Genomic DNA, 23789 nt, shown 5'->3' on the forward strand with positions numbered 1-23789 from the left:
ATACAATTTAATCATTATTTATGGATTTATTCGTTCTATTGTACTTGTTTTTAAGTTGATTTTGAAATGATTTGAAGGGTATCCGTTTGCTGTCTTCTTCAATATACTTTGCCACAATGCAAATGCTTTATTTCCAGATTTTGATAACTGATCACAAACAAATTGATAATGCTCCAATCGTTTTAACCCAATATCGGCTAGAGCTAACTCATCTGCACTTCTTAATCTGTAAAAATCAAAAATCATATCGAAACCTGTCCAGCTTTCAAAATCGTTTAAAGACCATTTTTTTGATGCTAATTGTTGATTGATTACTTGTTTATTATCCTGAGCCATCAATAACAAATCTTTACCTGAAGATTTTAAAACAGCATCCGTAAATGTTTTAGGCCAATCTTTTGGTATAAACCGAAGCCGCGTTAATTCTTTTAAATGCCATTGTGTAAATTCCCTATAGTTTTTGGTTTTAAGAATGTCTTTATTCCAAATATTAATCTTCTTTATACTTTCTAAATGTGTATGCTCTTGCTCGTAAAGGGAAAACAGTTTATTGAAATTATGAACAGAGTCTGTAACCACAGTTTCTATATCAAATTCAGAATCTGAATGTATGGTTAATATTTTATAGGCTGGTATATATGCTGCTAATGATGGTGTTTGTATATTGAATAATGTTCCTTTTGCAGTCGTCCGAACACCTGTATCGTTTATATGCATATGTCCTCCAAAATGTATTTGAATACCTGCATTTGCAAATGTTTTTGCAACATCTTCGTTCGGGACACGATGTAATTGCATCTTATTCGAACCAAAAAACGTCTTCATTTCTGAAGAGGCATCGTCATTAAAATCGACCATAGGATAATGGCTAAAAGCAATTAATGTTTTACCATGTGCTTTAGCGTTTTTTGATACCCTTTCAACCCAATCTACGAGATGGTTTTTATGAGATAACACATTATTAAAACCAATACTTGCTCCTGTATAATCATCTTGACTGGATTCTAAATCTAATGTTTTTTCCTTTGGAATATATACATTAGCATCTATTGCCAAAAGCCAAACATCTTTTATAGGTTCCACTAAATAGCTTGCGTCTGGAAGAAAAGCAGTATTATGTTGAATGGGATATACTCTTTTTTCTAAAGGAGATGCTTCACTTGCTTTTTTAAAATTATAGTTTGTATAATTATAGTTTGAAAATGGGGTTTCCCAATATAGGTAGTCTTGTTTTGGATAAAACCCAAAATCGGACATTTCATTTAAAATCTCTTGATAGCCCCAGTTTTTTATTCCAGATGTTATGATTGGTTTTAATTGATCGTCTTCTACTATTTTTAATTTACTTTCTGAACTTGCGATAATTTGTTCTTTACCGCCTTCACCCAAAAAGTCTTTTTTTATGGCTTCTCTGGAAAAAGGTCTAACAGGATCATGGTTACCTGTTGTGGCAAAAAACGAGATCCCGTATTTCTCTGAATAGTTGTCTAGAATACGTCTTAAGCCTTTAACATGTATTGGTTGGCCATCGTCACTAAAATCTCCTGGAAGGACTACTATTTTAATACCTCTTTTAGAAATATCATCCAAAGCGGCTAAAAAAGCAAAGTAATTTTCATTGAAAATTCTGGTGGACTTTAATTGTGACCCCATGGTTCTTATATTGACAAACTCATCTGATATTGGATTTTTTATGCCTTTATAGTTGGCATCTTTAAATTCTGCATAAATATCTTGAAAATGAACATCTGCCAAAAATGCCATTTGCACATTTTTAGGTTGTAAATTTTGTTCTGTTTTGCATTTTGTAAGTGCAAACAATAAAAAAATGAATATTAAATTTTTTAAAACTTGCATTAAAATAGAGTTTTTAGAAATTATTTTTTATATGTTTCTTTTGGAAACATGTAACTTGGTTTCCAACCCCCTAAATCTATTAAAATTTTATCTAACATAACGCCAGAATCAACCATCCAAATTTTTAAAGTATGTTTTCCTGCTTGTGTAATCGTTTGTTTTACAGATTTTATTGAGGCATTTTTTAAAACGTTTTGTTTCCATGCATCACTTCTACCAAAGGTTTGAAAATCTACAATTACAGGTTCAGCATCGTCAATGGCAACAGCACAACGCACCCCGCTTTGGGCATAAAATGCATGTGTTGGAATGGCCTGTAATCGAACATCTGCCTCCCCAAAATTGAAGGCATAAAAATCATATTCAAGTAACGGACTTTCTTTTTGAACAGTTTTTAAATCGATTACCGATTTTGCACTTCTGGGCAATGCTGTAATAACATTATTTGAATAACCAATACCTTCAAAAATATCCCATTTGGCTTCTTTTCCGTCTTCTTTTCTACTAAAATTTTCGGCATCAATGGAAATAAAACCTTTATCTTCTACAAAACCTGAGTAGGTTTCTAATTCTTTTAATTTGGGATTAAAAGCAGAGATGCCTATGGTGATCGTTTTACCACCCGACACAAAATCGATTGCACTATTTACTTTGTAACTTGGAGGGATTAACTGGAAATCGTGTCCTAGAGGTGCTTCTTTTTTATTTTCGCCTTGTGGAACTTTATCCCAATCTATATGAACCCATAATCTTTTTTCAGCATTTCCCGAAAGATTGCTTAAAGCGCCTTCTGTTTCCGATATTTTAATCCAATCTGCTTTAGGAATAGCTTTCCATGTTATATTTCCATGTCCTTTTAAAAAAAGGTCTACAAAATATTTATTATTGGTATAACTATTAAAAACGGGTAATACATCTGCATAACTATTTACAATGTCATGGTTAACTTCCATTTGATAGCCTTCTAAAGCTAAACCTATGGAAGCTTCATCGTTTTTTGTATGGTATAATGCTGGTTCTGAAAACACTGGTAAAAATCGTGGTGCCATGGTCATGATATGATCCCATTTTCCATTTTGAAGTGTTTTGTTATAGTAGTCTGTTTCTTTTTTTATACGTTGATATGCCTTAATGGATTGCTCCCCAAAATAATTGGCACTTTCCCGACCTTGTTTTGCCGTAAATTTGTTCTTGAAACTGTATAACCATTTCTGATTTAATTTTGAAGCGCCAATTACAGGATAATATACCAATTGGTAAAAAGCAGCTTTACGGTTTTCATTTATTTTTCCATACAGTTTCTCTGTAGTCTCTACTAAATGTTGGTAGGTGTTAATTCGAGCATCAACCTCATCGCCATAATGAAACTGAGTGAGTTCGGTTTCTCCAGATTTAGTTACTGGTTCTACTTGACTCCATGCCATAAACTCTGGGCGTCTTATAAATGCTAATCGATTGTTTTCAAATAGCAGATCGGTTATTTCTTCTGATGTGTTTTTGCCAAATTCTCGAGCCGCCCACTGTATTGTGTGGCTTTTTACAGAACTACTTTTTTTAAAATCACCCATATTCCAAGCCATATCTAAAAACAGCTCAATATTGTATTCGTGTGGTTTTATATCACCACAATTTAAAATCCAGATATTTCGAGATTTAAACTCATAGGCTTTAGACATTTCTTCCCACATTAATACGGGATTGGTTGAATTTAACCATAAATAATCATGGGGTCTGCCCCAATATGAGGTATGATAATACACGCCTGCACCACCTGGGCGTTTTTGTTCCTCCAGATTACTTAATTGGCGAATATAACCGTAATTATCATCTGTCCAAACCAACGTAATGTCCTCTGGTAACTTTAAACCACTTTGGTAATATTTTAGAACCTCTTTATAGGGGACAAAAGCTTGTGGAATTTTGTTTGGATTCTTTTTTGTTTCTTTTTTTAGAATGTTTCGTTGGTCTGTAATTACTTTTTCCAATAATTGTACTTGAGCATCGGTATCATCTTCACCAACAATCATAGGCGAATCGTGTTCTCCTCGCATTCCTGTGGTATAAATGCCTTCATATTTAGAGGTTTCTTTTACACGTTTTTTGAATAAGCCTTTTATGGTTTCCGAATTAGTGTCATACCGATATTCACCCATGGTTTCATGATCCCATTCGGTATTAATATTAGAGAGCATGGGTTCTGCATGAGATGTCCCTATAACAATGGCATAGTTGTCTGCTATTTCTTTGTTTTTAGGGTATGAATAAAAAGGTTTTGTACTAGAGTGCATGGCAGGCCAAATGGTATTTGCTCGCAACCTTAACAGCAATTCAAAAATTTTGGCATACGTTTTTGGACCAATATCTCCTGTTTCTGGTTCATAATTTAGAGCTGCCCAACGTTGTAAACCCCAATCTTCATCATTTAAAAAGACACCTCTATATTTAACAGAAGGGACTTTAGATACTACACTCTTAATAGATAAACTAATTTCATTCTTTTTTTCAGGTGTTACATCTGCCCACCATTCCCATGGTGAAACTCCAATCATTCTAGATAATTCTAAAATACCATAAGCGGTTCCTCTTCTATCACTTCCAACAACAACCAATGCCTTATCAATACCTTTTAAAGGGCTATTTACTACTTGAATGGCGTAACGTTCCCATTGTCCTTTAAGCTCAGAAACGTTAATTTTTCCACTTGATATAAGTGCATCAATATATTTGTTTTTACCAATGGTTCCAGCAATAATTACATGGGATTGATTTGTTTTTTTTGTAATGACTGATATTTTTTTGTCTGAAATTTTAAACACATCTTCAGCAAAAATTTGCGAAGCGATTTCAACAACTTTAGCATCTTTTTTATCAATTAAAATCGAGGTCGATTTCGTATTATCTACAATTGTGAATTCTGAAAGATCTTGTTGTGCCTTTAAGATTCCAAATTGACAACAAATAATTATTATAGCTATTTTTTTAATCATGTACCTCATTTTTTAGTCGTTCATATTTATTTTTTTCAAAGCTCACTTTAAAAGTTGAAGGAAATAATGTTGATGGTAAGTAATAATCTGTCGAAATAACTTGCGCTCCTGATGCTTTTGCTTTTTCGAATCGATTATAATTATTTTCGCGAGCTTCTTTAGTTCCTGCATCGGCTCGTGTACGCACTAAATAGCCTTTTTTAACTAATTCTTTTATATAGTCGAAATCTGTAATAGGGTTGTTTACAATTCTAAATGCAGCTTCTGGGTTTCCTTCTTTACTGTTTACAAATAAGACTCTGTTTTTTAAAGACGGATGGTTTTCTAAATACCTGTTTATTTTATCTTCTTTTTCATCTAAAACAAAAATAAACCGCCCTTTTAGTGCTTCTAATTCTGGCCATCCTTTTGTTAAAATAGCTGTTTCTAAAGTTTCAAAATCACCCCGAACTAAATCTGGTGTTATTAATTTATCATTAGAAAAAACACTTTTAATTTCAACATCAATACTATCCAATGCCTCTTTTGTAAAGGCTAGCGGTTCTTTAGTACCCGTTACTTTTTGATCTTTGGCATTTATCAATATGAAAATAGGGGTGTGGCTTGGGTTGTTACTGGACCAATTTTTTAGTGCTTGTAATCCTTCTTTAAATAATAAATAATGACTTCTGAAATCGACATCTTGAATATGGAACATTTTAAGACCAGGACGTTTTAATTTTTCTTCTTTATCAAATCCTAAAGGTTTTTTTTCCATAGATTTAATGATATCTAAGCCTTTTGGATTTGTAAAATACCCCCCTGATGGGTCGTGAAACACATCTAGCTCCAAATTACGCAATCCCAAATCTAATTGTGTTTTTAATGACATGTGACCATATTGCAATGCTTTTGCTTTTGAAGAATCTACACTATGTAAATAGTGCCAAAGTGGTTTTTCAATAGGAATCTTATAGGAATTATGACTGCCAATAACTTGAATATCATTAAGCCGAATATCACTGTTATGACATGCGATAAAGGAAAATATAAATATAAAACAGATGCTAGTATTCGTTTTAAACATGCTATTTGTTTTTTGGTTTTATGAGTTCAATATATGCTTCTGCAAATCGTTTTCCCATCATTCTTTGACCTTCTGAGTTAAAATGCACTTTATCACCTTTGTCTTTAAAATCGGATGTTTTAACAACAGAAATGTATTTGTCTTTTGAAGCATGTTTATTTATGATGTTATTTATTGCTATCCAGGATTCTTTCTTTTTTGAGTAAGAACCAAGTTCACCCATTAAAATGGGTAAGGTTTTATTTCCAACAGATTTTCTAAATGCTTTAAATAGAATCGCTACGTTTTTATTGTATTGCGGAATCGTTTTTTTATTTGCATCACTTTCTCCTTGGTGCCATAATATGCCTTTTACTGTTCCATATTTTTTAGCTAAAACGACTTTCTCTTTAAAATTTGATAACAACTTTACACCGCGATGTACAGAATCATTAACCCATTTATTTATAGAACTACCGCCAACTGCCGTGGGAATTAGTAATATGGATACGTTTTCGGGGATGTCTTTTAAAAGGCTTTTTGCAAACGACAAGCCACTGTCTAATCCTCCCATATTGGGCTCGTAAAAATGGAGTGGTTCTTTGGCTAGAATAATGTCATTTTCTTTATTTATTGTTAAAATACGTTTAGAAGGAATGGTGTCTTGTGGCTCCACAAATCCACGACCTGCCATGTTGGATTGTCCAGCCATCATAAAAACCCAGACATCTTTCTTTTTTGGAATTTTTTTAGGTGATTCAGCAACTTGTGGAAAATTAATAGTTCTTTCATACTTGGCTAGTGCTCTGGATTTAACCATCTTATTCAACCATATTTCAGCTAAACCTGGCCATGTTTCAGCAGCTATATTCCCTTTTCTTAAGCCATAACCATGCCCGCCTTCAGATAACATGTGTAATGCTACGGGAATTTTTTTATTTCTTAAAGCGGTTGCCATTACTAAAGGACTGTTTCCATAACGGTCATCCATAGTACCGAAAATAAAAAATGGTGGTGTATTTTTGTTAATCTCTAATTCTGGGCTTATACTTTTATTTTCTCCTTTATCAAGGTATGCTGGATAAATAAGCATTGAAAAATTTGGACGACTTGATAATTTATCAATAGCGTCTATTTTGGGGTAAGCGTCTTTTTTATAGCTTGTTGAGGCCAGAGCAGATAAATGACCTCCAGCTGAAAAGCCCAAAACACCTATTTTTCGAGGATCCAGATTATAAACAGAAGCCTTGCTTCGTACGGTCCGAATGGCACGTTGTATATCTTGCAATGCGCCTTTTCGTTTTTTTGGCACACGATATTGTAATACAAAAGCTGTATATCCCAAAGTATTAAGCCATTCTGCTATTTCATATCCTTCTTTATTTGCTGCCAAAATACTATACCCACCTCCAGGAGATACTACGACTGCTGCCTTAGAATCATTAGATTTTTCTGGTTTAAAAACGGTTAATGATGGATTGGTAATATTGGTTAGCCTTATAACATCTCCACTTGTGTTATCTGTTTGAACAGGTTCATGCTTAGGTTCCTTTTCTCCAGGTACTTCATTTGGCCATAAATAAAGAACCTCCTCTTTGGTTTGTGCTGAAATTAAACAAGAAAAAAAGATACTTATAGCTATAAAAATAGGCTTCATAATGGACTTATATTATTTAAAAAGACATTGTTTTATGCAATTTAATATCTTTTGATGATCCCCCAATCATAAATTCATACATACCACTATCAAACACCCATTTTTTTGTTTTATCATCCCAATATTGTAAGTCTTTTTTGGAGACCTCAAATTGAACGGTTTTTGATTTACCCATTTTTAAAGGGACTCTTTTAAAACCTATAAGCTTCTTTAATGGACGTTTATGAGATGATTCTTTAGCTCGATAATAGAGTTGTACAACCTCATCACCATCATAATTACCTATATTCTTAATTGTGCTAGAAATTAATAATTTTTCATCTTTCTTTTTAATTTTCATCTGGCTATATTCGAATTTCGTATAACTCAAACCATAACCAAAAGGATATAATGCATCTCCTTCAAAATACATATAGGTTCTTCCGTTAGATATTTCATAATCATCCATAGGGGGCAAGTCTGATACCGATTTGTAACATGTAAATGGGAGTCTGCCTGCTGGATTGTAATCTCCAAATAGTACGTCGGCTATAGCGGTGCCTCCAGCTTCTCCAGGATACCAGGCGTCAACTATAGCAGGGATATTTTCGTCCACCCAATTTATGGCTAAAGAGCTTCCTGCTACTAATACCACAATAGTATTTTTATTTATAGCATAGATGGTTTTTAAATAATCAATTTGGTCTTTTGGAAGTTCTAATGACTTTCTGTCTTTTCCTTCTTTTTCAATGGTTTTATTAATACCCATAACTGCAATAACGTAATCGCTTGTTTTTGCTGCTTGAATATCTTCATCGTATAAATCACCATTTGTATCACCTGGTACTTTCCATAGTAATTGACAAATGGCATCTCCACCATTATCGAAATATTCGAGCTTAATAGCATATGTCTTATTAGCTTGCATGGTTATTTCGACTTGGTCTGTTGTGGCACCTCGGTTATGCCATGCGTCGACTACTAATTTGTCATTTAACCATAAGCGTATACCATCATCTGAGTTAACGCCTATTTTATACGTTCCAGAAACATTGGGGGCTATGTAACCTGTCCATCGGATGGATTTATGTAGGTAGTTGGTATATGGATCTGGAGGGTTGTTTACTGGGTCGAAATTAACTTCTTTATCTACTCGGGTTTGTGGTGTGCCCTCAAGAAATTTATCGTCAAAATATTCGGCATACAATCCAGGTTCGTCATTAAAGTCATTTCTTAGATATTCCGAATTAATAAAGTTTAAATTTCTAGCTGCTGTTTTCCATTTAGCATAGGTAACTTCTATGTTGTTACCCACTTTATTCTTTATACCTTCAAGAGGTGAAATAGGTTTAATGACGGGTAAGCCACTGTAATCTCCAAAAACCACTTGGTTGGCATTAAAACCAACAACAGCAATTTTTTTAATCTTGCCAGCATCTAAAGGCAATGTGTTATTTTTATTTTTTAGCAATACGATGGATTGTCTGGAGGTTTCAAGAGCTAATTCTTGATGCTTTTTTGAGCCAATAACTTCTGGAGAGATTTTTGAATAGGGGTTGTTTTCTGTAGAATCGAATATGCCTAATTTAAATCGTGCGGTTAAAACTCTAGTTACAGCTTTATCTATGTTTTTTAGAGAAATTAACCCGTTTTTATATGCGGGAAGCAAATAATTATTGTAAATATCATCGCCACATTCTAAATCTAAGCCCGCTTCTATAGCTACTTTTGCTGCTTGTTCTTTAGTCTCTATAAATTTGTGTGATTTTACTAAATGTGTAGGAGCGCCACAATCGCTTACTACATAGCCTTTAAATCCCCATTCGTCTCTCAAAACAGAATTTAAAAGCCAATTGTTTGCTGTGCTTGGCACAGTATTAACGGCATTATAGGCACTCATTATAGATTGGGCATTTGCTTCTTGAATAGCGGCTTTGTAGGCAGGAAAGTAATATTCACGAAGTGCTTTTTCAGAAATGGTTGCGTTATACCCAAATCTATTGTCCTCTTGATTATTAGCTACAAAATGTTTGGGTGTAGAAACTACTTTTAAATACTTTTTATCGTTTCCTTGTAAACCTTTTACGAAGGAAACACCAATTCTACTCGTTAAATATGGATCTTCACCGTAGGTTTCTGGAGTTCTTCCCCATCTGGGATCTCTGGCCATATTAATGGTTGGCGACCAAAATGTGAGCATATCGCTAAATCCATTTTTTTGGTCTTTACCTTGGTTGTAAAAATTCCATTTTGCCCGTGCTTCATCTGAAATGGCAGAAGCGACATCGTAAATTAAATCTGGATTCCAAGTTGCCGAAAGGGCAATGGCTTGAGGGAAAACGGTAAATCTGCCACCTTTTACAACACCATGCAAGGCTTCGTTACCATGGTAATATTTATCTACATCCAACCTGGGAATGGCTTCTGCGCTTGCTATTAGTAGCGATACTTTTTCTTCAATAGTTAATCTGTCTAGTAAATCGTTTACTCTGGTTTCTGTGGGTAGGTTTGAATTTTGAAAAGGAAAGTTGTTTTGTGCTGATACAAAAACAGTGTATAAACTGATTAAATATATAATAGCCCTTTTTATCATCATTTTTTTATTTTGTTATAATTTTAAAACCAGATATTGGTATGTCATTTTTACTATAAGTAGGCATCTCTATTTTTAGACCTTCGTTATTTTGTACCCATTTTACATTTTCATTACTACCTAATAATTTAACCTCTTTTACAATAGTGCTATTGTTTTTTGAAAACGATTTTATTACAACCTGTTTTTCTAAAAAGCTACTAACATAAGCATATATACTATCGGCCTTTGAAGTAAAGCGGACTTCTGGAAAAATAGTTTTTGAGGTACCGTCATATAAGTTATCTTTCATGGTGTTTTCTTCCACAGAAGCATGCTTTTTTTTCTTATTTTTTGGAACTTCAGCAAGACGTTCGTTTTGCACTATCCATGGTTTAGACCCATAGATGCCTTCTGAATTTTGTTTTATCCAGGCACCCATTTGTGCCAATCGTTCTTGCGCTAAATCTGTGATTTCACCTTTTGCCGTGGGACCATTATTTAATAATAAATTTCCACCTTTACTTACTATTTCAAGTAATTGACGCGTCATTAATTCTGAAGATTTATAAATGGTATCATACTCAATGTATCCCCAGTTTTTTCCCATGGTAATGCAAGCTTCCCAAGGTTTAACTTCTAAACCGTCTACAATTTTCTGCTCGGTTACTTTATAATCACCAAACCCATGTTTAATACGACTATTAATAATACAATGGGGTTGTATCTCTAATATAAGTTCTCGTAATTCTTTACTTTCTTCTGGACTTATTAATTCTGGGGTATCAAACCAAATAACATCAATTTTTCCGTATTGTGTGAGTAACTCTTTTATTTGCGGTTTTACTTTTCTTTTAAAATATCTACTGAATACTTTTATGTCTTCATCAGGGTAATCTACCAAATTACTTCGCCCTCCTTTATGTGGCCAATTGGTTGCTACATCTGGATCTTCCCAATCGCGTCCTAAAGAATAATAAAACCCAAATTTCATATCGTGCTTATGGCAAGCATCCACCAATTCTTTCATAGGGTCTTTGCCATAAGGCGTGCGCGTTTTTATGTTATAGTCGTTTGAAGGAGAATCGAACATGGCGAATCCATCATGGTGCTTTGAAGTAATAATAATGTACTTCATTCCTGCATTTTTTGCCGTAAGTACCCATTTTTCGGCATCGTAATTAACAGGGTTAAAATCATCTGCTATTGTTCCATATTCTTTTAAAGAGATTTTTTCATGAATCATAAAATGCTCATTCCCTTTTGCTATATGACCATTCCAATATCCTGCTGTTTTTGAGTATAATCCCCAATGCATGAACATACCAAATTTGGCATCTTTCCACCAGTCCATTTTATCGGGTGTTTGCGCCTTTATACTTCCAGAAAGCATCAAAAAAAATAGTGAACAAAAAACGATTATATTAAAATTATTTTTCATGCTAATGTTATGTTCTATTACGGGGTTTAAATAAATGTATCTATTTATTTCTTTATAAATTCTACATTAGTTAGTTTAACTACAATAGGATTAGGCCAGGCTTTATTGTTATAAAGACGTTGTGCCCGACTTATAGAGATTTCCAATAATGTCTCATGTTGAATAAATCTAGATGTTGGCGTGTTTTCGGGCCAATATTCTACAACTAAATCATTTTGACCTAACACTGAAATAGCTGTACTAGATGTTGCTTTTATATTCTTCAAAAGAAAATTTCTTCTGAATCCTTTAAACCAATTTTTTTGTTTTGTTATAAAGACATATGCGGTATTTTCATCTTTATTTTTAGTAAACCACATATCTCCATCTTTAATTATGGTAGGTAATGGTCTAACATCTTTTATGGCTTCATTATTTACAAACATCCATAATGCGATTTCTCGTAAACGTTCTTCTTGTTCTATTGGAATGTCACCGTTAGGTTTGGGGCCTACATTCATAAGAAAATTACCTCCTTTTGCTCTAATTTCTATTAATTTTTCAATTAAGTCTGTACCGTCTTTATAAATTTCGTTGGTTGGTTTATACTGCCATTGCGTTCCCATAGTCATACAGGTTTCCCATGGACCAGGCATGGCACTATCTGGAATTTTCTGCTCGGGAGTTTTCATCTCGCCTCTAGTTACCACAATATTCGAGTCTAACGAATGCACATATTGAACTAAAGGTCCCGTTTTAAAAGCATCAAAGAATAGCACATCTATAGACCCGTAATTTGTAATTAGCTCTTTAACCTGTGCTTTATCATACGCTAATAATTCAGCATTATCGGTAATTTGACTTTTCTCACGTTTACGAGAAATTAACGTTCCTTGTTTGTTTAAAAAATAAAAATCTTCGGGTGAAAAATAGACGCCAACTTTTAAGCCTTGTTTTCGTAACGCTTTAAAAAGCATGCCTGTAATATCCTTTCCATAAGGGGTGTTCATAATATTGAATGTGGTCGTTTTAGTATCCCACATACAAAATCCGTTATGGTGTTTGGTTGTAAAAACGACATATTCGGCACCTGAGATTTTAAATAACCGTGCCCATTCGTCGGCATCAAATTTATCTGGATAAAATGTTTTAGGAAGCGCATTGATATACTTCTCAACATAGGCCTCTGAGGCTCCAACTAACGAGTGACTTATAACGCTCCCTAATTGCGAATCTAAACTCCAATGTACAAATATGCCAAACCCCATATCCATGAAGTCTTCTTCTAAAACAGGTTTGTTTTTAAGTTGCGCAAAAGTAGAAAAACACATGAGCATTAAAATACTTACTTTATAGCTATGTGGTAAATTCATACTTTTATAAGGTAAACTAATTTCTATTAGACTTATTGGACATTTCTAAGACTAATTCTCCTCCTTTTACAATATCGCTTTGTGAAAGGTTATACGTTTCAACAGGTTGGTTATTTAACGTTATTTTATTTACATAAACGTTTTCTACATTATTATTTATTGCTTTAATAATAAAGTTGCTATCTGCATAATAATCTGGGTTTAACTTTATGGTTATTTTGTTAAATAGGGGGCTTCCTATTTGATATTCTGGGTTCTCTTCTGTACCGCCATTCATTTGAAATAAACCTATTTTCATGAGTACGTTTAAACTTCCCATAAGACCTTGGTCTTCATCACCACTATATCCTGTGTTTGGTGCTAAGCCACTAAATGTTTTGTTAATTACATTTCGTGACCAATACTGCGTCAGGTCTGGTCTTCCTAGTTTATTAAAAATAAAGGATGTCTGAATAGATGGTTGGTTTCCAAAATTAACTGGTATTCTACTATATTCTGGATGACCTTCAACGGCATGTGATGTGCCTGCTGTGAAATTTAATTTTTCGGCAGTTTTAAATTGCGCATTCAATTTTTTAATTGCTTTTTCATGTCCTCCAATTAACGTTGCCAACCCACTTAAATCGTGTGGTACAAACCAAGTAGATTGCGCACCATTAGATTCTATAAAACCGTGTTCTACTTGATAAGGGTCAAAATGGGTGTTCCATATACCGTCTACATTCTTAGGTCGCATCCAATTTACGCTTGTATCAAATACATTTTTATAGTTTTTAGACCTGTTTAAAAAATAGTTATAATCATCTTCAAGTTCCAATTTTTTGGCTAATTGTGCTAATGCCCAATCTTGGTAAGCATATTCCATCGTGAGGCTTGCTCCATCTTGATGTCCTCCAAAATTCCCTTCTGGAATGGGGTATGGTACAAAACCATTTTTTATATAATATTTTAAACCACCCCCTAAGTCTGTAGTATGTTCGTATCCTGCTTTTGCCATGATGCCATTTGGCATATGATTTTTCTTTAAAGCTTGATAAATGCCTTCTAAATCATCTTTTATAATGCCTTTTTGAATGGCACTCACAATAAATGGGGTAGAGGATGCACCTGTCATAACATAGGTGTAATTTCCTCCTGATGGTCCTCTAGGAATTATACCGCCATCTTTATAATATTGCATTAAGGAATGCACAAATTCTTCCATGATTTCTGGATAAACCAATCCCCAAAGTGTGTTGATAGTCCATTGTGCGCCCCAAAAAGAATCGGAGTTATAATGATTAAATTTTGGTTTACCATTTTCGTCAAGGGGCAATTTGCCTATTCTAAATTGTTCTCCTGTATTATCTGGGTAGGCACCATTCACATCACTTATAATTCGTCGTCCTTGTAATGCATGCCATAAATCTGTATAAAAACGTCTTTGGTTTACTTCTTTACTGCCTTCAACTTCAATTCTACCTAACAAATCATTCCATTCCGTTTTTGATTGAGTGACTATGTTATCAAAATGCCACTCGGGTAGTTCTTCGTTAATATTATTATTAGCATTTTCAATAGATGTATATGAAATCCCAACTTTCATCAGGACTTTTTCTTTTGGTTCGTTCAAGTGAACCAAATAATTTCTTGTTATGCTATCTTGTTCTATAGATTTAATAGCATTATTTAGTTTAATTTTAAAATATATTGTTAATGGTTTAGGGCGTCTGTGTGTTGGTTGCATAACGACTTTACCTGAAAGTTCGTTCTTATTATTTTTTTCTAATATCCCATCTGTATTTTCACAGGGACCTAATATGGTATTTAAATTGAAAAGGATAGATGCTTGCTCATTATTGGGAAAGGTATATTGATGGAAACCTACCCGTTTTGTACTAGTTAATGCAGATTTTATTTGATACCTATCTAATTCTAGATAATGGTAGCCTGGTGCTATTTTTTCGGTTTGATGACTGAATTTAGAGTGAAAATCTTTAAAAATAGTATGTTTATTAGATTCTGATATTGTAACTGGCATTACAGATACCCCCGACATTTGCCATGCGTGGATATGGCTAAACCCTTTTATGGTATCTGTTTTATAACGATAACCGCTTCCCCAGGCGCCTCCTATTTCTGTATCTGGACTTAGGTTTACCATACCAAAAGGACGACTCGCTGAAGAGAAGAAAAACCATCTTGAATTTTCTGTATCTAATAAGGGATACACCTTATCAACAAATTGTTCTTTTTCTTCTGGTATTATTTGTTGTGCATCTTTACATGATGCTAAAAAAATAATACTTGTTACAATAATTATCCTCCTAAAAACTAATTTTAATTTCATTTATTTTCTATATTATGTAATGCTAACAACTCGTTTAAATTAGCATCAATAGCTTCAATCATTTTCATTGTTGGAAAGCCATTATTCTGTCTTCTGTTTTTGATAGCATACCAGTTAGCCCATTTTTTGTTTAAATCACCATCAGCTCTATGCTTATATACAATGTCAAGTTTTTTTATAGTCTCGGGTAACAAGGTTATTGCATCTTCTAAAAATTTAGGGTTATTTGTGTTTTCAAAAAGTCTTTTTAGAATAGTTATGTGATGCAATGTTGTTTCAAAAGCGATTAAATCTGAATATAAAAGCGTTGGTAAATAAATATAAGCGTGATAAAAATTATTTTCAGAGTTTACTTTTTTTAAGCCTTTTTCGGCTTCTCCAAGTGCTTTTTTTAAATTAATTTCGACTAGTTTGGTGTTTTCTAAATCGTTTTCTACACGTTCGTAACTATAGGGTATTGGTGTTTTTCCAGGACGGTTAATAGGGGTATTAGACAAGTATGCTACAGCTTCCCTAATTTCCCATAAATGCTCTACATAACCCTTTCTGCCTTCTTGCGCTTTATGCAGGAATTCCATGGAGGCAACAGCATGCTTGGCGGACTCTTTATTAAAATAACGTTGGGTCCAAGTTTTATAAAAAGTATCTCCATTAAACGCTTCTGGATTATTACAAACGGCACTATATGCTTCCAGGTTTAATAAAAAGGGTCTGAAATTTTGCCCGTTTATTAAACAGTATTTATCTGCTCCATAATTTTGGAACATGCTTTTCATAACGGTCTCTACTTTATTTGGGTATGGATTATGTACTGTATGGTTTAACCAGTAACCTGCATGCATGTAAGTTCCAAATTGGTATCCTTTTGTGTCGTTAGGAAGGTGCTTAAAATCTCCAAAGCCATGGTCAGACCAAGCTATAATCCAATCTTTTGGAGGGTTAAAACCTTCATTAAACATTTCCATACCATCGGAGTAACAAACGGTTACTTTGGTAGCTTCTGGTTTATAATCGTCTACAAGCTTTCCAAATGCTTCGTATACTTCGTTAAAAACAGCTATTTTACTTTCTCCACAAGAACTTTTATATTCCCAATCCCAAACCTGATTTCTTGGTCTTAAAACAAAAATATCAGTCTTTTTTAGAGGTGTTTCTTCTAAGTAATATTTCCATGCGGCTATCCAGTCTTCTTTATAAGTAGACCAGCATTCTGCTTTATCTTCATCCATTGGGTGTATTTGATACCCCAGCTCAAAATCTATTTGAATTTTCATGCCTTTACTATGGGCATAATCAATCATTTTATCTAAATATGCAATGTCTATTTTGTAATCTGGTTTAAGTGTTTTATACTCAGGTCTAATAAAAAATTCTGGTCGCCCTAACATGTCAAAAAACTGAATGGCATTGTAACGCAATCTAACCAGAGAATTAATCATTTCGGTATAACTTTCCCAATCGTATTCTAGTAAGTTTCCTCTGTAATTAGCCAATTCATCTACATCATTTTCAAAATAAGCTAGAATTGGAACTTTAGGAGGTGCAATTGTTTTTGCTTCAAAATTGAAGAGGTCTTTTGAAGTCTTTTTATTTGGTAATTTGTTAGTCCAATATTCTAAGGGATCAATACCTAAAACCTGTTGGGCATAATCATAAACAGCATATTGAAACCCTTGTATATCAGAGCCTCCTATTACAATAGCATTTTGTCCGTTTGAAAGTGTAGTTTTAGACCAAATACCACCTCTAGACCCAGGTATTTCACTTGAAAGGTTTATTTTTTTCTGCTCGGCTAGTTCTTTAATCAATGGGTTTGTTTCTGTGGTTCCTGTCACAAAAAGTATGCCGTTTTCTGGAAATTTATCAGTTTCAGAAATAATATAAATAGGGGCATCAACGACTTTAGATAAATCGTTTTTTAAATCATTTATAGTGTTTAATTCAATGTTATTTGCATGACTTCCAGTAACCAAATAATATGCTTTAACGTTATTGTTAGCACATGTATTAAGTAGTAAAATACTAAAAAACAGGAAATATAAATAAGTGTATTTTTTTGTCATTTTATATTTTTTATTCTATGAGTATCACAATGAAAAGAGTATGCTTAAAAAGCCAATGACTTAATTTGTAATATAGTAGAATACTAAAGGTGAAAGGGAGTGTTTGTCTCTAACTAAGAGTTCTTTTAAATAAGCCACTAAAAGATATAGGCAGGCAAAAAATCTCACCTGCCTATAAATTAAACTAACTCACTCAAAATAATACTCTTATTTGCTATTAATCAATTATATCCAGGGTTTTGTTCTAAACCTGGTGTTTCTGCCACTGGCCCAGGAGGTATTGGGAATATTCTCATATTCGTGTCTGTATCCGTTTTATCTGTCCAAGTGTCTTCCCAAGTCCCAAATCGAATTTGGTCGGTTCTTCTATGGTACTCCCAATAGAATTCAAAACCTCGTTCATCGTACACATCTTCCAAAGTAGCACTTCCTATGGCAAAACCACTACCACCACGTGCAACTCTAACGGCATTTACATCGGCTAAGGCATCACCAGATCCTAATCTTAATTTAGCTTCTGCCCGCATTAAATATAAATCGGCTAACCTAAATATCACGATGTCAACACCAGTATCATCTCTATTTGCTCCTAAACCTTCTATACTCCATTTAGAAACTCGTACTCCTACAGATTGGTTTGCTGCAATCAAACTCACATCTCTAGTATGGTTTGCGAAACTAAGGTCTCTGCTAAAAAGCTGTACTGGAACAATATCAATAGTCGTCTGGTCATCATTGATAACTGCTGCTCCGTCTTCAGTCTTAATACCAAATAATTGCCCTTCAAGAAATCCTCTGTTAATTTCATATTGAGCCAATGGTATGGTGCCTGCTTCATTAGGGTAGTTTTCCTTATAATATCTAGGGTCATTGGCTGAATCAAATTTGTCTAAAAATTCAGGTAATGTACATCCAGCATCAGAACCTTCTTCCCATCCACCATCGACCTTATAAAGAAGCCCTCTAGATAGTCCATTGGTAGTATTTCTTGAAACGCTTCTACCACTAATTCGTACAGACGTTTTCTCGTTCTTTGCTGACCATATAATCTCAGGATGGTTTTCATTGTCTGGATCAAACATGCTAAAATAATCATCGGTTTCCAAATCATGTGTTCCACTACTAATTACATCTGTGGTAAGATCAATGACCTTCTGCATATCTTCGTTTGAGAAAGAAAAGTTCGAAGCATATCGATCTTCATAAACGGCTTTGTTCAAATATACCCTTGCCATAAGCGATTTTGCGGCATCTTGAGTAAAACGTACCGTGTTTTTTCCAGTAGGAAGGCTCGACATAACTGATTCCAAGTTGGCAATAATCGTGCTTACAGCCTCAGCCCCTTTAAGGATTTGAGGGTCATCACTAAAATTAATGTCGGTAATGCCTCGATATGGTACCTGACCATACGCATCCAAAGCCACCCACATAAAATGAGATAATAAACCTACAGCCTCTGCATGCTCTTGTGTACCTTCTTCTAAGGAACCAATTGCCTGTGTTGCGGTAGCCAATCCTGCTGTAATATGCCCAAATGTCTCTGTAGTATAACGATGAGTAGATCCCCAATCGTGTCTATGTAATTCCTGAAAAACACCTCCGTCGAACCAATCTGATCCTCTAGTGGGTAATATACCTTCATCTGCTGAAAAGGTCTGTAAGGCAAAAAACCATCGGTGTCCATAAACCCTTCTCATATTATTATATGCTGGAGCCAAAAGAGTTAAAGGTTCTGCGTTAGTCAACAAGTCTTCCCCGCTAGCCTCGTCAATAATTTTCTCATCTATATCACATGATTGAAATCCGAAGAAGACAGCCAATATGATGCTAAAAATAATAGATTGTTTTTTCATAATTTATATTGTATATTAATTACTGCTATTTTAAATTAAAAAGAAAGATCAAGACCTAAAATAATGGTTCTAGGACGAGGATACCCTCCAAAGTCAACGCCATAAACATTGCCGCCTCCTGTATTGATCTCAGGATCATATCCTGAATAGTCTGTTATCACAAAAAGGTTTTGACCTGTAAGATATATTCTTAAACTGTCAAGAAAAGTGTCGTTTTTAACATTCCAACCCAATGTGGCATTGTTCAATCTTAAGAATGAACCGTCTTCAATATACCTAGATGAAGAAATTTGTGCAGACGATGGGTTTTCATTAAGATCAAGGTATTCTCTAAAAATGTTATTCCCGTTTTGCGCCAAAGACGCAGCACTTGAATAAGCCCTTGCCGTATTATTAAAAATGTCCACGCCACTTACACCATTAAAACCTAATGCTAAATCAAAGTTTTTGTATGATGCGTTAATATTAAATCCATAAATTGTATTAGGTAATGCGTCTCCTACTATTTCAGCATCTGATAGTATTTCTTCGCCATTGCTATCGAATCCTTCAAATTTACGTAAAAAGAACGATCCTGCAGATTCTCCATTGGTAAAAATGCTACTTGTTTCCCCTGATGTACTAGGACCAAAAATTTCTCCAACAAACACATCTGTAGCAAGTCCTTTAATGTTATTATCCAAAAGTGATATGTTACCTGAAAAATCAAGAGAAAAATTATCCGTTCTAATAGCATTTACATTTAATGCAAATTCAAAACCTTGATTAATAATTTCAGCATCTGAGTTTGTGTAAGTCTCTTCAGTTAAAGCAGGAACTGATGCAGAAACTTCCAAGAAGAGATCGGTAGTGTTTTTATGGAAATAGTCAAATGTACCGCTAATTTTACCATTCAATATCCCCCAATCTATTCCTACATTATACTGTTCTGTAACTTCCCATTTTAAATCTGGGTTAGCTGTTCGTGTTGTATTCACACCATTAACAACCGTTGTCCCATTAAATGTAAAACTATTATCAAAGTCAGTATCTAAAGAGGGCTGCGCAGCTCCTACTGGGATGTTTTGGTTACCTGTTTGCCCCCAGCCTAGTCTTAATTTTAAATTGGAAAATACATCAGAATTTTCAAGAAATGCTTCTTCATTTATTTTCCACCCTAATCCAACTGCAGGGAAATAACCATATTTATTGTTATCACCAAATACTGAAGACCCATCTGCTCTAAGTGATGCCGTTATCAAGTATTTATCTAAGAAATTAGCATTAAACCTTCCAAAGAACGATTGTAATTTTCTTTCACTATTACCTGATTCGATAGTAGTAGCACCCTGAGCAACTCCTAAATTAAAAATAGGATCTATATCTCTGATTCCACCAAAATCAGCTCGTTCAATCCTTAAACTTTTATTATTGAAAGTCTGATATGAATGACCCGCAAGAACATCAAAATTCCATTTATCATAACTCTTTGTATATGTTAGGAAATTTTCTATTAACAGATTAGAATCTTCTCTTGAATCCTGAACAATCTGATCTTCGGTTTGGTCTCCTCCATCATCAGAATTATTGAACAGTCTGAAAAAACGATCTGTATCTGAATTCTCGTAACCAAAGTTAATCTTATAATCTAAGCCATCAATAATAGTATACGTCGTAGTAAAGTTAGCCAAAACTCTTTTGCTTTCGGCTCTGTCACGATATAAATCAAAAAATGACACAGGATTGTCTGTAGCACCCGTTCTTGTAGTTACCTCACCATCATCATCAAAAACTGCAGAGGTTGGGTTGGCTCTAAGCGCTCCAATAATGACACTTCCTAAAGCCTGGCTTTCGTCTGTAAGATTAGCTGCCGTAAGGTTAGCACGGAATTTTAATCGGTCATCCAATAGTGAAGTACCTACATTTAATCTTCCAGTAACACTTTCATGCCCTGTAGTTTTCACTACACCTTCTTGATCTAGATAACTCAATGATACATTATATGTTGTTGTACCAGCTCCGCCAGAAAACCCTAAATTGTAATTATTTACTTGGGCTGTTTGATAAATCTCATCTTGCCAGTCGGTATTAGCATTTGCTGCATCAATATAAGATTCGGGAGTTCTAGGAGTATCTAACAAAGGACCCAAACGCGAAGTTTGCTCTCTATATTCGCTAGCACTTAGTAGATCAATATCTCTAGCTACTGTAGAAAACCCTGTTGATGTACTGAAGGTAACCTTTGTTTTACCTACTTTTCCTTTTTTGGTTTTTATTAGCACAACTCCATTGGATGCTCTCGTACCATAAATTGCTGTAGCAGAAGCATCTTTTAAAACAGTAATGCTCTCTATATCTTTTGGATTCAAAAAATTTAAAGGACTTTTTGATCTTGTAGTTCCTCCAATACCATCAAGACCATTTGAACCAGAAGATCCTCCATCTAAAGGAACACCATCAACCACAAACAGTGGGTTACTAGAAGTCGTTATTGAACTCACGCCACGAATATTGATATCTACAGCACTTCCTGGTTCTCCAGAACCTGTAGTTACATTAACACCAGCCATTTTACCTTGTAATAATTGACCAGGTGAATTCGAAATACCTTTGTTGAAATCTTTGGTGCCAATCACTTTAACAGAACCCGTTAAATCTTTTGATTTTACACCTCCATAACCAACTAAGACGATTTCCTCAAGTTGTGCAGTGTCTTCTTGTAGTTTTACATTTAATGATGATTGTCTAGTGTAAGTAACTTCCATAGTTAGATAGCCTAGATAAGAAAACACTAAGATGTCTCCGTTACTAGCATTAATACTATACTTGCCATCAAAATCTGTGGCAGTTCCTGTAACAGTCCCCTTAATAAGGACATTAACCCCTGCTATAGGGATGTTCTGTTCGTCGGTTACCTTTCCAGTCACCTTACTTTGTGCCCATGAAGTAAATGAAAAGCCTACAAGGCAGACCATTATTAAAAGTTTCAGTTTTTTCATATTCTATAATGTTTAGTTATTTTTGAATAGCTAATTTAATTTTAAAGATTTGATGGTAAATGGATATATCATTCCAAAACATGGATATATTGTTTAATCTTGAGGTAGTTATTAACATATTTTATTGGTTTTGGAAAGGAATATTTTAATTGTTAGCTTTGAGAACTTAACAAAGCCTGTTTTTTAATATGACCAATTTGTACATGCTAATGGGTAAAATGTCCATCTAGAAGCCGTGCATATAAACTAAATTTAAAATTCTTTAAACTAATATTTTTAATAATGAAAAAAATGCTCTTTCACAGTAAAATGGTTGCCCTTTTTACAATACTTATCTCACTTAGTTGCTCTCAAAAACCTAAAGATGATACGCCATGGATAGATTTATTTGACGGTCAAACTTTAAACGGTTGGACACAAAAAGGCGGTAATGCGACATATGAAGTTCGCAATGGAACGATTGTTGGCACAACAGTACACAATACGCCAAATACTTTTCTAACTACAGAAAAATTATACGGGGATTTTATTTTAGAATTGGAATATAAGGTAGATTCTACCATGAATTCTGGTATACAAATACGCAGTAATAGCTTTCCGCATTATAGAGATGGACGTGTGCATGGCTATCAAGTTGAAATAGATCCTTCCGAACGTGCTTGGAGCGGTGGTATTTATGATGAGTCTAGACGTGGTTGGCTTAATACTTTAGAAAATAACCCCGAAGCTCAAAAAGCTTTTAAACAAAATGATTGGAATCATTATCGTATTGAAGCTATTGGAGATACCTTAAAAACTTGGGTTAATGGTGTTGCTGCATCCTATTTAATTGATGAAAAAACAGCTAGCGGATTTATTTGTTTGCAAGTGCATAGTATTAAAGCAGACAAGCAAGCGGGAACAGAAATTATATGGAAAAATATCAAAATAGTAACTGATAGTGTTTCTAAATATTCAACAAAATCAGCACTTCAACCAATTGTCACAAAAAACAAGTTAACTATAGATGAGACCAAAAAAGGTTGGAAATTGCTATGGGATGGTGAAACAACAAATGGATGGCGAGGAGCTAAACTAGAAGGTTTTCCTGAAAGTGGATGGAAAATCGAAAATGGTGAATTAATAGTATTAGCTTCTGGTGGTGCTGAATCCACAGCTGGGGGTGATATTGTTACTGAAGCTTTGTATGGCGATTTTGAATTATCAGTAGACTTTAAGTTAACCCCTGGTGCTAACAGTGGGATAAAGTATTATGTTGATACCAATATTAATAAAGGTAAAGGTTCTTCTATTGGTTTAGAATACCAAATTTTAGATGACGATTTACATCCAGACGCAAAACTTGGAAATCATGAAGGAAGTAGAACGGTTAGTTCGCTTTACGACTTGATTCAAGCCGATATAAATAAGCCGATAAAGCCCATTGGAGAATGGAATACCGCTTACATTATTTCTAAAAATAATCATGTAGAACACTGGTTAAATGGTACGAAAGTTCTGGAATACGAAAGAAAAAGTGACGATTATCGTAAACTAGTATCTGAAAGTAAATACGTAAAATGGCCAAATTTTGGTGAGCTAGATAAAGGTCAGATTCTACTTCAGGATCATGGTGACTTAGTAGCTTTCAAAAATGTAAAAATTCACCCTATAAACAATATTAAAGAATAACGATT

The 23789-nt window shown here is 34.3% G+C and carries 12 protein-coding genes; 1 reads left to right on the forward strand and 11 read right to left on the reverse strand.

Annotated features, from left to right (window positions below):
• Positions 1–18: 18 nt before the first annotated feature.
• From Q4Q40_RS04495 to Q4Q40_RS04545, 11 genes are all read right to left on the reverse strand, one after another.
• The gene (locus Q4Q40_RS04495; RefSeq protein WP_303300522.1) at positions 19–1857 is read right to left on the reverse strand and encodes a metallophosphoesterase family protein; all 1839 of its coding nucleotides are present in this window, start codon (positions 1855–1857) and stop codon (positions 19–21) included.
• Between the two features lie 20 nt (positions 1858–1877).
• Positions 1878–4844 carry a glycosyl hydrolase 115 family protein gene (locus Q4Q40_RS04500; RefSeq protein ID WP_303300523.1) on the reverse strand — a complete coding sequence of 989 codons (2967 nt, stop codon included), beginning with the start codon at positions 4842–4844 and terminating at the stop codon, positions 1878–1880.
• Complete coding sequence (locus Q4Q40_RS04505) at positions 4837–5910, reverse strand: phosphatidylinositol-specific phospholipase C1-like protein (RefSeq protein WP_303300524.1); 1074 nt, start codon at positions 5908–5910, stop codon at positions 4837–4839. Before Q4Q40_RS04505 ends, Q4Q40_RS04500 begins: the two co-directional genes overlap by 8 nt.
• A 1-nt stretch (position 5911) precedes the next feature.
• Complete coding sequence (locus Q4Q40_RS04510; RefSeq protein ID WP_303300525.1) at positions 5912–7546, reverse strand: sialate O-acetylesterase; 1635 nt, start codon at positions 7544–7546, stop codon at positions 5912–5914.
• 16 nt (positions 7547–7562) lie between these two features.
• Complete coding sequence (locus Q4Q40_RS04515) at positions 7563–10121, reverse strand: glycoside hydrolase family 3 protein (protein ID WP_303300526.1); 2559 nt, start codon at positions 10119–10121, stop codon at positions 7563–7565.
• 4 nt (positions 10122–10125) lie between these two features.
• Entirely contained in the window at positions 10126–11538 is a 1413-nt protein-coding gene (locus tag Q4Q40_RS04520) for an alpha-L-fucosidase (protein WP_303300527.1), read from the reverse strand.
• Between the two features lie 44 nt (positions 11539–11582).
• The gene (locus tag Q4Q40_RS04525) at positions 11583–12890 is read right to left on the reverse strand and encodes an alpha-L-fucosidase (protein WP_303300528.1); all 1308 of its coding nucleotides are present in this window, start codon (positions 12888–12890) and stop codon (positions 11583–11585) included.
• Between the two features lie 16 nt (positions 12891–12906).
• Positions 12907–15219: a GH92 family glycosyl hydrolase gene (locus tag Q4Q40_RS04530; protein WP_303300529.1), complete on the reverse strand. Its 2313-nt coding sequence runs from the start codon at positions 15217–15219 to the stop codon at positions 12907–12909.
• Positions 15216–17282: a glycosyl hydrolase 115 family protein gene (locus Q4Q40_RS04535; RefSeq protein ID WP_303300530.1), complete on the reverse strand. Its 2067-nt coding sequence runs from the start codon at positions 17280–17282 to the stop codon at positions 15216–15218. Before Q4Q40_RS04535 ends, Q4Q40_RS04530 begins: the two co-directional genes overlap by 4 nt.
• 221 nt (positions 17283–17503) lie before the next feature.
• The gene (locus Q4Q40_RS04540) at positions 17504–19135 is read right to left on the reverse strand and encodes a RagB/SusD family nutrient uptake outer membrane protein (protein WP_303300531.1); all 1632 of its coding nucleotides are present in this window, start codon (positions 19133–19135) and stop codon (positions 17504–17506) included.
• Between the two features lie 35 nt (positions 19136–19170).
• Positions 19171–22113, reverse strand: coding sequence for a SusC/RagA family TonB-linked outer membrane protein (locus tag Q4Q40_RS04545; RefSeq protein WP_303300532.1), 2943 nt, complete (start codon positions 22111–22113; stop codon positions 19171–19173).
• A gap of 291 nt (positions 22114–22404) precedes the next feature.
• Between Q4Q40_RS04545 and Q4Q40_RS04550 the strand changes: the two genes are divergently transcribed.
• A complete protein-coding gene (locus Q4Q40_RS04550; protein ID WP_425555892.1) occupies positions 22405–23784 on the forward strand; it encodes a 3-keto-disaccharide hydrolase in 1380 nt (459 codons plus the stop codon).
• Positions 23785–23789: the final 5 nt, after the last annotated feature.

It is taken from the genome of Flavivirga jejuensis, assembly GCF_030540765.1.
GTDB classification, from domain to species: domain Bacteria; phylum Bacteroidota; class Bacteroidia; order Flavobacteriales; family Flavobacteriaceae; genus Flavivirga; species Flavivirga jejuensis.

Excerpts from the sequence above, each read along its gene's own strand:
- Q4Q40_RS04495 (WP_303300522.1), bottom strand. The coding sequence starts at position 1,857 with ATGCAAGTTTTAAAAAATTTAATATTCATTTTTTTATTGTTTGCACTT.
- Q4Q40_RS04500 (WP_303300523.1), bottom strand. The coding sequence starts at position 4,844 with ATGATTAAAAAAATAGCTATAATAATTATTTGTTGTCAATTTGGAATC.
- Q4Q40_RS04505 (WP_303300524.1), bottom strand. The coding sequence starts at position 5,910 with ATGTTTAAAACGAATACTAGCATCTGTTTTATATTTATATTTTCCTTT.
- Q4Q40_RS04510 (WP_303300525.1), bottom strand. The coding sequence starts at position 7,546 with ATGAAGCCTATTTTTATAGCTATAAGTATCTTTTTTTCTTGTTTAATT.
- Q4Q40_RS04515 (WP_303300526.1), bottom strand. The coding sequence starts at position 10,121 with ATGATGATAAAAAGGGCTATTATATATTTAATCAGTTTATACACTGTT.
- Q4Q40_RS04520 (WP_303300527.1), bottom strand. The coding sequence starts at position 11,538 with ATGAAAAATAATTTTAATATAATCGTTTTTTGTTCACTATTTTTTTTG.
- Q4Q40_RS04525 (WP_303300528.1), bottom strand. The coding sequence starts at position 12,890 with ATGAATTTACCACATAGCTATAAAGTAAGTATTTTAATGCTCATGTGT.
- Q4Q40_RS04530 (WP_303300529.1), bottom strand. The coding sequence starts at position 15,219 with ATGAAATTAAAATTAGTTTTTAGGAGGATAATTATTGTAACAAGTATT.
- Q4Q40_RS04535 (WP_303300530.1), bottom strand. The coding sequence starts at position 17,282 with ATGACAAAAAAATACACTTATTTATATTTCCTGTTTTTTAGTATTTTA.
- Q4Q40_RS04540 (WP_303300531.1), bottom strand. The coding sequence starts at position 19,135 with ATGAAAAAACAATCTATTATTTTTAGCATCATATTGGCTGTCTTCTTC.
- Q4Q40_RS04545 (WP_303300532.1), bottom strand. The coding sequence starts at position 22,113 with ATGAAAAAACTGAAACTTTTAATAATGGTCTGCCTTGTAGGCTTTTCA.
- Q4Q40_RS04550 (WP_425555892.1), top strand. The coding sequence starts at position 22,405 with ATGCTCTTTCACAGTAAAATGGTTGCCCTTTTTACAATACTTATCTCA.